Origin of the sequence: Sagittula marina (assembly GCF_014196795.1) — a bacterium.
Classification (GTDB): Bacteria; Pseudomonadota; Alphaproteobacteria; order Rhodobacterales; family Rhodobacteraceae; genus Sagittula; species Sagittula marina.
Map to the genome: position 1 here is coordinate 1 of NZ_JACIEJ010000029.1, position 14,481 is coordinate 14,481.

At 60.9% G+C, this 14,481-nt stretch carries 8 protein-coding genes, 1 pseudogene and 1 other annotated feature; of the genes and pseudogenes, 4 read left to right on the forward strand and 5 right to left on the reverse strand.

All coding sequences use genetic code 11. The features are described from left to right. Positions 1–295: 295 nt before the first annotated feature. Complete coding sequence (locus GGQ68_RS23750; RefSeq protein ID WP_183970456.1) at positions 296–2,446, reverse strand: methyl-accepting chemotaxis protein; 2,151 nt, start codon at positions 2,444–2,446, stop codon at positions 296–298. Between the two features lie 618 nt (positions 2,447–3,064). On the opposite strand from GGQ68_RS23750, the gene GGQ68_RS24790 reads away from it, so the two are divergent. Then, positions 3,065–3,412, forward strand: coding sequence for a hypothetical protein (locus GGQ68_RS24790; protein ID WP_183970458.1), 348 nt, complete (start codon positions 3,065–3,067; stop codon positions 3,410–3,412). A 440-nt stretch (positions 3,413–3,852) separates the two neighbouring features. On the opposite strand, the gene GGQ68_RS23760 is transcribed toward GGQ68_RS24790, so the two are convergent. From GGQ68_RS23760 to GGQ68_RS23775, 4 genes are all read right to left on the reverse strand, one after another. After that, on the reverse strand, positions 3,853–5,865 hold the full coding sequence (locus GGQ68_RS23760; RefSeq protein WP_183970460.1) for a CocE/NonD family hydrolase: 2,013 nt from the start codon (positions 5,863–5,865) through the stop codon (positions 3,853–3,855). Positions 5,866–5,937: 72 nt separating this feature from the next. After that, positions 5,938–7,236, reverse strand: a complete 1,299-nt coding sequence (locus GGQ68_RS23765) for an ATP-grasp domain-containing protein (RefSeq protein ID WP_183970462.1) — start codon at positions 7,234–7,236, stop codon at positions 5,938–5,940. A 127-nt stretch (positions 7,237–7,363) separates the two neighbouring features. Further along, the gene (gene cphA, locus GGQ68_RS23770) at positions 7,364–10,012 is read right to left on the reverse strand and encodes a cyanophycin synthetase (protein ID WP_183970464.1); all 2,649 of its coding nucleotides are present in this window, start codon (positions 10,010–10,012) and stop codon (positions 7,364–7,366) included. After that, positions 9,999–10,895: a cyanophycinase gene (locus GGQ68_RS23775; RefSeq protein WP_246429540.1), complete on the reverse strand. Its 897-nt coding sequence runs from the start codon at positions 10,893–10,895 to the stop codon at positions 9,999–10,001. The genes cphA and GGQ68_RS23775 overlap by 14 nt, the downstream gene beginning before the upstream one ends. A 177-nt stretch (positions 10,896–11,072) precedes the next feature. On the opposite strand from GGQ68_RS23775, the gene GGQ68_RS23780 reads away from it, so the two are divergent. From GGQ68_RS23780 to GGQ68_RS23790, 3 genes and pseudogenes are all read left to right on the forward strand, one after another. After that, complete coding sequence (locus tag GGQ68_RS23780; protein ID WP_183970466.1) at positions 11,073–11,999, forward strand: isoaspartyl peptidase/L-asparaginase; 927 nt, start codon at positions 11,073–11,075, stop codon at positions 11,997–11,999. A 569-nt stretch (positions 12,000–12,568) separates the two neighbouring features. Continuing rightward, positions 12,569–12,624, forward strand: a sequence feature (sul1 is cis-regulatory element that is thought to sense ions involved in sulfur or methionine metabolism; They are found in Alphaproteobacteria). 76 nt (positions 12,625–12,700) lie between these two features. Continuing rightward, positions 12,701–14,197: a SulP family inorganic anion transporter gene (locus GGQ68_RS23785; RefSeq protein WP_183970468.1), complete on the forward strand. Its 1,497-nt coding sequence runs from the start codon at positions 12,701–12,703 to the stop codon at positions 14,195–14,197. 140 nt (positions 14,198–14,337) lie between these two features. Further along, positions 14,338–14,481, forward strand: a pseudogene (locus GGQ68_RS23790) (IS5/IS1182 family transposase); the annotation flags it as partial.

Here is a 14,481-nt window from a genome sequence, read left to right on the forward strand (position 1 = left end):
GCTCCGCGCGTCGGACGATTGCTCAACCTGCGCCAATCGGCGTAAACAACCCTAGGACTCCGGTCGCGGCTGGATGAAAGTTCAGGGGCAGGTCACTTGGGGCGACCTCACATGCGGCGCTGCTGCGTTGCAGCATGACCGGTGCGGAGGGATCTGCCCTTGCAGATTCAGTCTTTTGACGAGATCAGTCGACGTTTCATCATGCGATGCCACGCGCGGAAACGGACTCTCTCTGCAGTTTCATCGCTTGAGCCTACCCGACCGGCACCACGGCGGACTTTCCTGCTTTGCCCGGTTAGGCGGCACGCTGTCCAAGGGCAACGCCGCCCCCGATTTGAAAGCTTTTTACCATATCATTCAGCGCTCTGGCCTCATCATTGAGAAGTCCGGAGGCTGCAGAGGTTTCTTCCACCATGGCGGCATTCTGCTGGGTCATCTGATCCATCTGGTTCACCGCAATGTTGATTTCCTTCAGCCCTGATGACTGCTCCTGAGCCGACTTGGAAATGTGCTGGATAAGACCATTGATCGACTGAACCTGGTCCGCGATGCGCGTCAGCAGTTCACCGGTTTCCCCGACCATTGCTACACCTTGTCCAACCTGTTCCCTGGAGGTCGAAATCAAGGACTTGATCTCCTTTGCCGCGTGCGCCGATCGCTGCGCCAGCTCACGGACTTCTTGGGCTACAACCGCAAAACCGCGGCCCGCCTCACCCGCTCGCGCAGCCTCTACACCGGCATTCAGCGCCAGAAGATTGGTCTGGAACGCTATCTCGTCGATCACGCTGATGATCTTTGCGACCTTGTCGGAAGAATCTTCGATGCTCTCCATGGCGTCCTTGGCGCGCTGTACGATCTGGCCGGAGCGATCCGCATCTGCGCAAGCGCCATTGACCGTCTCGGCGGCTTGTCCGGCATTATTGGCACTTTCATTGAGATTGTGGGTAATTTCACACAGCGCAGCAGCAGTTTCTTCCAAGCTCGCCGCCTGCTGCTCTGTTCGCCTGGCAAGCTGATCAGCGCTACTGCTAATCTCGCCGGATCCGGCATCGATAGTGCTGATAGTTGTATTGAGACGCGTGATGGTTTGCTCAAGGCTATGCATTGTAGAATTAAAATTGTCGCGAAGTGCAGCATAGGTGCCGGGGAAATGGCCATCGATGCGATAGGTCAGAATTCCCTCCGATAGTTTGGATAGTCCAAAGCCGAGCGCTTCCACCACCTGATCAGCCGCGCGCCGCTGAAGATCATTGGTTTCTTCAAGCTGCTGGCCTTCAGCAAGCTTATGACGGAAAGCTTCGAGCGATGTTGCCAGCGCACCAATTTCGTCACCTCGGTTCTGGCCGGATACCGGCTTTTCGTAATGCCCGGCAGACAGGTGTACGACTTCCCCGAGCAGCGCCGAGACAGGCTTTTGTATAAATCTGCGGACAGCCAGTAGAAGCGAAACGATCACCGCGCACAAAATCAGCAGACCGCCGACGATCAGGATCATGGTCTGCTCGTTGACGATTGTCGAAACCGCCGAAACCGGAACGTCTACAACTATGAACCAGCGCGTGTTCAAACCAGACAGCTCAAAGGGATAAATGACCCGGTAAACGCCTTCCCCGTCTGCTCCGACCACATCGTTGATGATGCTGATCCTACCATCCTTCATAGCAGCCGTGACCTTGTCGGCACCTTCCGCTTCATAAGGTTGCATGATCAGGTTTTCGTTCGGTGCCGTCAGCCATTTCCCAGTTGCTGAAAGCAGATAAACGCGTCCAGTTCCAAAAGGCCGCTCGTCCTTGAGCGAGTTCGCAAGGTTGCCCAGACCAATATCGATACCAAGTACGCCATGCAGCGTACCATTGGAAACGACTGGTTCGGCGATGCTCATCATCAACAGGCCGCCTACCGAATCTTCCTGATAGGGTTCGGTTGCGGTTGCTTGACGAGTTGTCGCCGGGATATTGAAATAGGAAGCCGTGTAGTCAATTTCACCCGGCAGGATCAATTGAAGCCCGTCGTCGGAGCGGGTCCAATATGGCGTAAATTGGCCATTCGTATTCGTGCCTTGGGCCTCATCCGACAAAGGCCCAATTTGTCCATCGAACCCCCTGTCCGCTTCCAGCATCCAAGAACCGAACACCAGATCGGAATTCTCGATCAGTGTCGGCAACATCATTGTCACCATGGCGCGGTCGATCGTGCCGACTTCACGGCCCTTTTGCACCGCGCCGGCCAGGGATTTGGTCATACCCGCAAGCCCGCCGATCTTGGCGTTGAAGCCCTGCGCCGTCGCGCTGGCATCTGCACTTGCCCGATCAAGCGTCATGGTCAGCGTCCGGTCGCGCACCTGACTGATAACCACTGCAAAGGTCAAAGCCAGAAACAGGGTGATAGCGGTTGCGCTGACTGCCAGCAATTTGAAGGCCAGGGACCTACTGAGGAGCTTGTTCATCGGGATGAACTCCGGTTTGAATTTTAAATAACGGCGCATTCCAAAAGAATGGACATTCCATCGGAGTAGGTTTCTCCCAACATGTATTCATGAACCGAATAATGAACTCCTAAGCTTCGTCTGATCTATGTCTTAGGATGCGCTGATTTCAGAACAATTGAGTTTAGAATTTTCATCTGCTGGAGGTGAACTAGTGGCGTTCAGCGAACCTCCCGGTGATCTTCTCTCCCACATTTTCAGGCACCCTAACTGACGTCTCCCAAGTGACCCGCCGTAGGGAAGGAAGCCCCCCTGAGGTGGCCACCGGATCAGGCGTCTTTCGCGCTGAGCGGGGTCCGGGTTCGCACCTAAGGTCGGCACTGGGCGGATCGGGCGAGCAATCCGCATCTTCATTGCCCGGCAGCGACGCCTTCAGCGAGGTGGACAGATCTGTGGTGATGATTTCGATATCTTTGGGTCATTATCGTGATCAACGAATGACGGAGGCGTTCGACGAAGGATTCTGGCGGCGCACCATTAGATGAACGGCAGCTTTGACGGATACGCTGCAGCATTCTGATACACGGCCGAAGGTTGGCAATGGGCCGATACGTTTGAATTTCCTCACGATCCGACTTCATGGCCTTTGAAGGCCACCATGGGCATCGCGACTTGCAAACGCGATGCGCCGTGTGGTCGGCATCGGAGATCACAGGGTTCGTGACTTGGATGCCCCTCATCGCGGGGATTGTGCTGCTGATTGCTTGCGGCGAATTGCCGGTGCGAGGAGTGGTACAGGCCGGGCTCAACGGCTCGCCCGGCATTGCCTATGGCGATATCGTGGGTTCCGATATTGCCAACATCCGGTCGATCGGCGGCATTTCGGCGTTGATCTGCCCGGTGGTCTTAGCCGAGGCTGATTGTGAGCCGGTTTTTCGTGACCATGGCTTTAACCGTCTTTGCGTCCGCTTTGTTGGAAATGGTTGAAATGAGCGCAAAGGCTCCCGCTTCCCAGAAACGGCCGGGATAAGCCCGCCTTCAATTCTCTTGGAAGCCTTGCCGGACCATTCGAAACCCCGTTTCTCTGAAAGACCGCTTTTTCTGAGAACGACGTCGCGCGCCATTGACATATTGCAATTACAGGTTGCGGCCTAGAGGCTCGGGCAAACACACCGCCCGGGCCTTAACTTTCTACGGCCAATACCGCTTTGCGTCGAGCTTCCTGTTGCAGGTCGAAGCCGATTGGAACGCTGGAAGAACGCCAACGTGTAAACGTAACGCCTGCTATTTGTTTGCAGGTCTAACCAGCTGACTGTCACGCCGTAGATCCGACCAAACTCGGTTGATGTGCGAGAGTTCGCACCGAGACAAGACGTCAGGATCCTTGCGGTTGAACGCCCGCCGTAGATGCACGGCCAAGCCGCCCTTCAGACAAGGTGGCGGGGGATCGACCGCGTCCACTCCAAGTCGCGAACCAGTGTCTCCCCCTCCCAGGCACGCAGGCGGGCGACGATGTGGAAAGCCTCGCGGTCGCTGGTCAGGGTTGTGTCCGTCACCGACTTGATCGACCAGTCGCCACGCGACATCTCATGCACCCAGACCACCTGCCCCTCAGCCGACAATGGGTCGTGCGGCAGTACGGAGTAGCGTTCGCGCACGTCGGCCGAGTGGAACAGGTCGTGCAGCGTGATGCGGGCGGCGCCCTCATGATCGAAGGACCCCACGACCACGCGGCCGGTGTTGCGATCCTCGGTGACGCTCCATCCGGAATGCGGCTCGACCTCGTAATCGACCTCCAGGGGTTCCGCTGACCGGGGCGGGTCGAAACGGTCGGGCACCGTCAGATCACCTGAGCGCATCGGCAGTGTCAGTGCACAGCGCGCCGGGATCAGAGTCAGCCTCACCGGTTCCGGCGCGGGCCAGATGATTGGAAAATAGCAACTGGACAAGCTCAGGCGGATGCGATGCCCGGCGCGGAAAGTCTGCGCGACGTGCTTCATCTCGACCTCGGCGGTGTAGGTCTCGCCGGGGACCAGCGCTTCGGGCGTCTCGTGACTGTCGCGGTGGGTCAGGTTCAGCACGCCGTAGCTGACGCGCGTGGCCGCACCGTCCGGAGCCACGTCCATCAAGCGAGCTGCGACTTGCGCCACGGGACGGTCCACCTGGAAGGTCAGCGTCACGGTCGCGTCGCCGGCCATATGCGTGTTTTCGGTCAGCGGAGCTGTCTCGAACACCAGGCTGCCTGCATCCTCGCGCCGCTGGTCGCCCGGCTGGTCGCCACGCTTGGCGTATGAACACCACTTGCCCGCATGCGACCCGACCCAAAGCGGCGAGCTGATATGCAACCGATCATCCTGCCCCGCATCGCCGCCCAACCGTCCCTCAGTGCCCAACGAGAAAACCTGGCGGTCGATGTTTGGCGAAGGCCAGGCCGGTTCCGTGATCCAATGGCCGTCGCGCTGCGCGTAATGGCCATGTGGCTCGGCGTGATCCTGAAGAAACAGGCGCAAAGGGTCCTCCTCCATGATGCCGGTATCGACACCCTTCAACCAATGATCCCACCAGCGGGTTTCCTCGGTGAGCCAGTCAATGGCAGGTCCGGGTTCGCCGAGGTGCGGATATTTGTGGGACCACGGCCCGACGATGCCCTTGACAGGCGCCTGAAGTGTCTCGACCAGCCGGAACACGGCGCGGCAATACCCGTCAGCCCAGCCTGACACCGCGTAGACCGGGATCTTGATCGCTCCGATATCCTCGCAGACCGAGCCATGCTTCCAGAACGCATCGCGCGTCTGGTGGCGCAGCCATTCGTCCAGCCACAGCCCCGACTCGTCCAGCCGCTGGTGCCACATCTCGCGCCAGCGCTCGCCTACATGGGCTGGGTCAGGCGGCAGCGTATTGATCCCGAACATCACCGACGACCAGGACAGGTGATCGACTAACAGCGCACCGCCCATATAATGGATATCGTCGGCGTAACGGTCATCGGTCGAACAGATCGTCACCACCGCCTTGAGCGCCGGCGGCTGCAAGGCGGCCAGTTGCAGCCCGTTGAAGCCACCCCAGGAAATGCCGACAATGCCGACGCCGCCATCGCACCAACACTGCTCTGCGATCCAGGCGATGGCATCGCAGCCGTCCTGAAGCTCGACCGATGTGTATTCGTCGGTCATCAGGCCCTCGGATTCGCCGCTGCCACGAATGTCCAGCCTGACATAGGCATAGCCCTGTGCCGCGATCCATGGCGCGCGCGCGTGATCCCGTTCCAGCGTCTTGTCGTTCTTGCGGTAGGGTATGTATTCAAGGATCGCCGGAACGGGGGTGCCCTCCGCACTCTCGGGCAGCCAGACGCGCGCGGCCAGCAACGTTCCGTCGGGCATCGGAATCTCCAGATGCTCGATCTCGCGCACCACGCATGGAAGGTCGGTATCAATCTTCATTTGCTCGCTCGCCTATTATCGCTGGGGCCAAAGGGGCGTATCGGCGGTTTCGAACACGAAGTCCATCCGGCGCTATTCGACGATATCCGTGAATTCGTAATTCAGGCGTTTCATCACCTGCTCGTAGTTCCACAGCAGCTTCGACTGCTTGGTCGCCCCCATCCAGACCGAGGCGACGGCAAAGCTGTAGGCGTCCTGCTCGGGCAATTCGGACAGTTGCATCCCCTTCGACACGTACGAGCTGATACGCGTTCCCTCTACCTGTTCGGCGGCGACCTCGATCTCGGCTCGCGAGGGCGTGCGTGCGATTGTCGCGTCGCGGAAGAACACGCGGTAGAAGAATTCTGCTGCCACGTTCTGCGGCCCCTCGCGATGGGGCAGGTCCGGCTTGCGACCCAGGCCCAGATCGACGGTCACCTGCTGGTGGCTGACACCGTCGACCATCTCGAACAGGTCGCAATGCGACTGCGCAATGCGGGTATTGATTTCAAGCAGCCAGATCTTGTCCTGAACCTCGTCCCAGTAATACTCGATGTTGAAGCCCGCATTGTCATAGCCGATATGCGCCATGATCGTGCGCGTAATCTCCCACATCTTTTCCTGCACCTTGGGCGGGAGCTGCGACGGGTACAGGTAGTAGTAGAAGCTCAGAACCTGCGGGTAGCGGATCGAATCCACCGTGCCGTATGGTACGACGTCGCCGTCATGCACGTAGCCTTCGACAGTGCATTGTCGGCCACCGATGACCTGTTCGGCCATGCAGTAGTGCCCCTCGACCGCGCGTATGTCGTCGGGCATCTCGGCCTGGCTCAGGACATGGTCGAACGGCTCGCCGATTGAACGGATCTCGGCCCGCAGCTTTTCGGTGGCAAAGTCGAAATCCTCGGGGCTGTCGATGCGAAAGCCCAGCCGCGAACCCGACGACTTGATCGGTTTGACGAAAAACGGAAAGCGCAGGTCGGCTTCGCCGATCTTTGACAGCGCGGTCTCGTCGAACGGGTCGAAGGCGGTGAATTTCGGGATGTGGTCGGGGATCGCCTCGCGCATCACGCTACGCGACCAGTACTTGTGCTCGCATTTCAGCAGGCTTTCCAGCGATGCCTGCGGCGTGCCGTATTTCTTGCAGAGGATCGGCAGCATGGTCGAAACGGGAAAGTCGATGTACCCGACGATCGCATCGATCGATCCGTCATGCGCGTCAAGCGTTGCCACGGCCTCGGCCAACATCGCGGGAATGTCGAAATCCTGGGTTTCTGAAACCTGGGCCGGGCTCAGCAGCGGATGGAATTTCACATCCTCGACGCCGCGAAGGCGTTTCAGCCGTTCGGCATTCAGATCGTTGAGTCCAATGACGAATACGTGTTTGGTCATGTTTGCGCCCTCCCGAGACGTCGGTGCGTGGATGGGCCGGACGGGCGCTTGAGACTACGGGCCGCGCGGCGCAAGTGGGGGTTGGGCCGGCCCTGAACCGCGCACGGGCCAGGGACCGGGGCCCGTTTCAGGTCTGCGCCAGCTCGGCCTGGGTGGCAAAGCTGCGCCCCTTCAGCCGATCGGTGGTGCCCGCGATGTCGTCGACCAAAAGCAGCAGGAAATCGCCGGGCTCGGCGGAGTCCATTGCGCGATCGACGGCCTCGGCCTCGTCCATGATGATCTCGACCCGGTCGGCCCCGCCCTGAGCCACCGCGCCGTCGCGGATCAGTCGAGCCACCTCGCCTTCTTCGCGGCCGCGCGCGTCGGTCTCGTAGACGATGACAGTGTCGCACATCTTCGCGAGTTGCGCGCCCAGTGCTTGCAGGTCCTCGTCGCGGCGGTTGCCCGGCGCGGTAGAGACCGAGATCCTGCGCTGCGTACCCAGGCCCCGGACCAGAGGTTCCAGCGCCACAAGCGCGGGCACGTTGTGGCCGTAGTCGATTAAACAGCGCACGCCGTCGGCCTCGAAATAGTTCGTCCGGCCGGGCATCTGTGCCGGCGTCGGATGGAAGGTCAGCAGTCCGGCGCGGATATTGTCAAGCTCGATCCCATGTGCCAGGGCTGCGCCCGCCGCCGCCATCGCATTCTGCACGTTGAATGGCGCGTGCCCCTCAAAGGCAATGGGGACGTCGTTGACCTCGACGATGTCGACGGTGACCTTGCCGCGCAGCAGCACGATCTTGCCCTGCTTCACAGTCAGGACCATGCCCAGGTCAGCCAAGTGGTCTACCAGCGCAGGATTGTCCGGGTCCATGGTGAAATAGATGATCTCGCCGCGCGCCCAGTAGGTGCCCTGGTCCATCACCAGCGGGTCGTCGGCGTTAAGCACGCAATAGCCGCCCTCGTCTTTCCGCTTGACCGCGTCAACCACGACGGTCTTGCAGCGCGCAAGCTCGTCGAGTGTATGGATGCCGCGCTCGCCAAGGTGATCGGACGCAATGTTCAACAGCACCCCCACATCAGCCTCGTCGAAACCGAGGCCGCGGCGCATGATGCCGCCGCGCGCGACTTCAAGCACTGCATGTTCCACGGTGGGTTCGCGCAGCACAGCTTGCGCCGCCGCGGGACCCGAGTAATCGCCGCGCAGGATGACGTTGTTGTCGATCTCGACCGTGCCGGTACAGCCCATACCCACCGACCAGCCTGCCTGCCGCAGGATATGCGCGGTCAGACGCGTCGTCGTGGTCTTCCCGTTGGTGCCGGTGATCGCCGTGATCGGAATGCGGCCGTCATCGGTCGGATCGGGGAACAGCATGTCAACGATGTGCTCGCCGACTGGGCGGGGCGTGCCGTGGGTCGGCGCCATATGCATCCGGAAACCCGGTCCGGCATTGACTTCGACCACGCCCGCAGGCTGTTGGTCCAGCGGGATTGATACGTTCTGGCACAGCAGGTCGATGCCAATGACATCCAGCCCGACCAGTCGGCCGATCCGCTCCATCGCGAACTTGACCTCGGGGTGGACCTCGTCAGTCAGGTCGGCGGCGGTGCCCCCGGTCGAGATGTTGGCGGTCGATTTCAGAAAGGCGATCTCTCCCTCGGGCAGCACGGTGTCAAGTGTCAGCCCCGCCTGATCCAGCATGCGCCGGGTCTGGTCGTCGACGTCGATCTGCGTCAGAAGGTTCTCGTGCCCGACACCGCGCCGGGGGTCGGTGTTCTCGATGTCGATCAGTTGCTGTATCGTTTGCGTACCGTCGCCCGTCACGTGGGCGGGTCGGCGTCGCGCCGCTGCGACCAGCTTGCCGCCGATCACCAGCATGCGGTGATCCTCACCGTTGATGTAGCTTTCGACGATCACGCCGGCGTATTCGTCGCGGGCTCGCGCAACCGCAGCGTCATAGCCCGAGCGAAGATCCTCAACCGAGGCGATGTCGGTTGTCACGCCGCGGCCGTGGTTGCCCGACAGCGGCTTTGTCACCACCGGCCAGCCGATCCACTCGGCGGCGGCCTTTGCTTCTTCGAAGGAATAGCAGGTCTGGCCCCGTGGCACCGGCACACCCGCATCTGCCAGGATCTGCTTGGTCCAGTCCTTGTCATCGGCGATCGAGTGCCCGATGATCCCCGACGCATCCGTGACCGTGGCCTGAAAACGGCGCTGCTTCTTGCCATGTCCCAACTGGGTGTAGCTGGTGCCTTGGGTCAGGTTGTGCCACGGGATGTTGCGCGCCTTGGCTGCATTCACGATCGAGCCCGTCGACGGACCCAGCGCATTGGCGTCGCGCACTTCCTTGAGGTGGTCGATATGCGGCTGCAGGTCGACAGGCTGGCTGTCATACAGCCCGCGCACGATCTCGACGGCTGCCTCTCCGGCCGCAATTCCAGTTGCCTCGTCGCGGTAGCGATAGACGACGTGGTAGACGCCGCGGTCGTAGCTGTCGACGGTCTTGCCATACCCGACATTGAAGCCGACGAGGTTCTGCAGTTCGATGGCGATGTGTTCGACCATGTGCCCGGCATACGTGCCGTGGGCGACACGCTCCAAAAAGCCTCCTGGCTCGCCGACCGAGCAGCGATGATCGTAGATGGTGGGTATCAGCGCCCTCAGAGCGTCCACGATCCCGGGCACCTTGTCGCTCGGGCGATCCTCCAGATCGTCGATGTCGAGCCGCATGTAGATCGCTTGGTAGCGGCTGAAATAGTTCGGGCCGCGCAGCGCGCGATGTTCAAGTATATGCAATCCTATGCTCCAGGCCTTGTGCCTCGAGCTCATCTGGCCCGAGGACCCGCCGGTCACGTAGACAAAAACCATAACTGTCTACCAGGGCATGCATTTTCACGCCGGAAACGGCGACGGCTTGTCCTTCGGCGAGATCATAAACATTCGACCCGCTAATGTCCGAACTGTCAACCAGGATAACGTGACCGGAGCCAAAGACCCGGATCATATTGCCGTCAAAGTGCACGGCCGCGTCCTCTCCGAGGCCGACGCCGAGGTACTCGGGGTTGGTTGCGCCAACCTCCATCAGGCGTGAAAACCTCCCCCGTTCCAGAAAGTGTGTGTCAATGATGACGCCATCCACGAACCCAAAACCGGCCGACATCTTGACGGCTCCCTTGCGCAAGGCATCGCCGGCCGCGCCGCCATACACCATGGTTGACGACTGACAGGCCGCGCCCGCACTGGTTCCGGCGATTACCATACCCGCCTCGTGTCGCGTCCTGATCGCGTCGAGCAATACCGAGCCGCCGAAGACATGCGTCAGTCGCATCTGGTCGCCGCCCGAGATGAACAGGACATCCAGCCTCTCGATCATCTCGATGACGTTCGGAGCATTTGCGCAACCGCGGTCACGCACCCGGACGTCAAGGACATCCGACGCCCCGATGGCGTTGAAGGCAGCGTCGTAGGCGGCGAATACGTCGTCGGGAATTCTGCTGGCGGTGGTAATCACCCCCACCACAGGATCTGGCGTGTTCGCCAGCGCGAGCACGTGTCGCAGAATTCCGATCTCGTTGGTCTTGTCCTCTGCCCCGCCGATGGCGACAAGCGCGCCGTGGGCGCGCCGCGGCGGCTGGCCGGTTTCGAGAGCACCTTTGGTAACCTTTGCCGACATGTTCATCAATTTGTCCTGACTGGTGGGCGTTGCCCCAGATATTGTGGGTCAGCTTACCAACATTTCGTGTACGCAACACCCCATAGTCACAAGATTTGACTTTGCGTTACAGACTGCCACTTGTTTCAGCAGCCCATTGAGACGAAGGGTGGTCTATACTCGAATTTTTGAACGAGGTGCAACGTGACTGGTGGCTATACTCTCGTGATCCATGGTGGCGCCGGCGTGCTGCCCCGGGATGCGATGCAACCCGAAGCCGAGGCGCGCTATCATGCGGCTCTCGACAGGGCCCTGGCCGCCGGCGAGGCCTTGCTGACCGCCGATGGCAACGCGCTGGACGCGGTTGAGGCGGCGGTCTGCGCGCTCGAGGATGAACCGCTGTTCAACGCGGGGCGCGGCGCTGTCTTCACCCGCGACGGACGGCACGAGATGGATGCCGCGATCATGGACGGGCGCGACCGGATCGCGGGCGCAGTCGCCGGAATCTGCGGCCCGCGCAACCCGATCCGTGTCGCCCGCGCGGTGATGCAGCGGACCGAACACGTGCTGATGATAGGTGAAGGCGCGCAGGCCGTGGCCACCGAGGCCGGGCTGCCTTTCGAGGAGGACACGTACTTTTTCACCCAAGCGCGCTGGAACAGCTTGCAGGAAACGCTCGAAATGGAGCGCGCGGGAAGGCTGGACGACGATCCCAGTCGTCGACACGGAACGGTGGGTGCCGTTGCGCGCGACCGGCACGGCGCGCTGGCGGCCGCCACTTCGACCGGCGGCATGACTGCCAAGCGCACCGGCCGCGTGGGCGACACCCCGGTCATCGGCGCGGGTACCTTCGCCGACAACCGCAGCTGCGCCGTCTCGGCCACAGGCGACGGCGAAGCTTTCCTGCGGCTGGCTGTCGCGCACGAGATTGAAGCCCGGGTACGGTTGCTTTCGGCCTCTCTTGATGACGCGGCCGGCGGCGTGGTCCACGACGATCTAACGGCGATCGGTGGCTCCGGCGGGCTGATCGCGGTGGCAGCGGACGGCAGCTTCGCAGCGCCGTTCAACTGCGAAGGCATGTATCGCGGCTGGAGCGTCGAGAACGGCGAGCGCGAAACGCACATATACTGATGCCGAAGACCAAAGTCCGGGCAGTATCCGCCGGAAAGGCCGCTGGCATCCACATCCCCTACCCCGGAAGTGATCGTCGCACCGAATAAGGTGCTTTGCTCATTGAGCGCCTTTTTTTGGCTGATCGGTGCTTTGGTTCCGCATACTACAACATGCTTCAAGCAAGGTCCGGGAATGTCCGCTTACGCCTCGGGTTGCATTGTGGTTCGCACCTGCAGCGAATTATGCTTTCCGCCGTCTCAGTGGAAACACACCTTCGATCCGCGTCGGCAGACGTTGGACCAGAATATTGTTCTGCCGGAAGCTGGATTCGCCTCTTCAACGCGTCGATATCCCCGCTTTTGAAAACGAGCGTTCTGGAAATTCAGACCGTTTTGAGCACGCCCGAGTTTTTTTCACACAATCCACCCTGTACGCGTGCCAGCCACTCTTATGCGTTTTTCGCGGATCTCGCGGAGGGTTTGTGACAAGCAGTCCCCTCACGCTACGGCTTGGCTGCGATGCCGGGAAGCACCTCACCCCGGGCACTTGAACTTCTGACGCGTTCAGGTAGTTAGGCACCCATAGCGTAAGGACCCGGTGAAAGCCCGGGTGGCTCTTCCGGCCGCTGATCCGCCGGATAACCCTGTAGACCCTCAACAGTATGTACTGCCGGTTTGTCCTGAGACGGACAGCCCGACACAGGGTCTTGGATTCTTCACATGTTCTCTATTTCTGACTATCGCCGGCAATGGTTCGGTAACATTCGCGGCGACGTGCTCGCGGGTATCGTCGTCGCACTGGCGCTGATCCCCGAGGCGATTGCCTTTTCCATCATCGCAGGCGTCGATCCCAAGGTGGGTCTCTACGCCTCGTTCTCCATCGCGGTGCTTATCGCCTTCACCGGGGGCAGGCCCGGCATGATTTCGGCGGCAACCGCCGCAACGGCCGTACTCATGGTAACGCTGGTGCGCGAACACGGGCTCGAATACCTGCTGGCCGCCACCGTGCTGGCAGGCCTGCTGCAGATCTGCGCCGGGCTGCTCAAGCTGGGGCGCTTCATGCGCTACGTGTCGAAGTCCGTGATGACCGGCTTCGTCAATGCCCTGGCCATCCTCATCTTCCTCGCCCAGCTGCCTGAGCTTAACTTGGCGAATGATGGCGTCACCTGGCTCACTTATGCGCTGGTCGCCGCAGGCCTTGCCATCATCTACCTGCTGCCCCGCCTCACGCGGACCGTGCCGTCGCCGCTGGTTGCCATCGTCGTGCTGACCGCGCTGGTCGTGGTCATGGGCTGGGATGTGCGCACGGTGGGGGACATGGGCGCGCTGCCGGATACGCTGCCAGTCTTCCTTATCCCTGACATCCCCCTGACGCTCGAAACGCTGATCATCATCCTGCCGTACTCAATCGCGGTTGCCGTGGTGGGGCTGCTGGAAAGCCTCATGACGCAGAACATCGTGGACGAGCTGACGGACACCCGCTCGGACCGGGACCTGGAGTGCATTGGGCAGGGGCTTGCCAACACCGCGACGGGGTTCATTGGCGGGATGGCAGGCTGCGCCATGATCGGCCAGTCCATCATCAACGTGAAATCCGGAGGGAGGGGCCGACTGTCGGCCTTCACCGCCGGAGTGGTCCTTCTCGTGCTCGTGGTGGGGCTGGGCGATCTGGTCGCCCGGATCCCGATGCCGGCACTGGTGTCGATCATGCTCATGGTGTCGATCGGCACTTTCTCCTGGTCGTCACTGGGCGCTCTGAGGGTGCATCCGCTGTCGTCCTCTATCGTCATGATCACGACGGTCGGGGTGGTTGTTTGGACGCACAACCTCGCCATTGGGGTTCTGACCGGGGTGCTGTTGTCGGGGATCTTCTTTGCGGCGAAGATCGCACAATTGTTCCAGATCTCATCTTCGCTGTCCGAGGGTGGCCATGCCCGAACCTACATGATCGAGGGGCAGCTCTTTTATGGCTCTGCCGAGGATTTCGCCGGTGCCTTTGACTTTGTGGAAGTGCCCGAGTGCGTCATCATCGACGTCAGCCGCGCGCATATCTGGGACATCAGCTCGGTGCAGGCACTGGATACGGTAATCCTGAAGTTCCGCAGATTAGGCGCCCATGTCGAGGTGATCGGCATGAACCGCGCGTCCGAGAGCCTGGTGGACATGCTGGCGATCCATGACAAGCCGGGCGCGATGGAGCGTTTGATGGGTCACTGAGCGCCTTTTTATAACAAAGCCCACCCCGAACGGACTGTTGGAATTGGGGAGGGCACTTCGTTGGAATGCCTGGAGCTTAGGCTGTGTTGACAAAAGGGATTCACAGGACGCGCTGATCGTGATTCCAGCTGGTATCTGCGATGGAGACCCGCTTGGCACGAGACTTGATGTCGGACGAGAAATGGGCGTTCTTTGAGCGTTTCATCCTGGCAGTCCGCGCCCCGAACGGACGCAAACCTACCAACCACCGCCTTGTTCTAGATGGGATTTTCCGGATTGCCCGC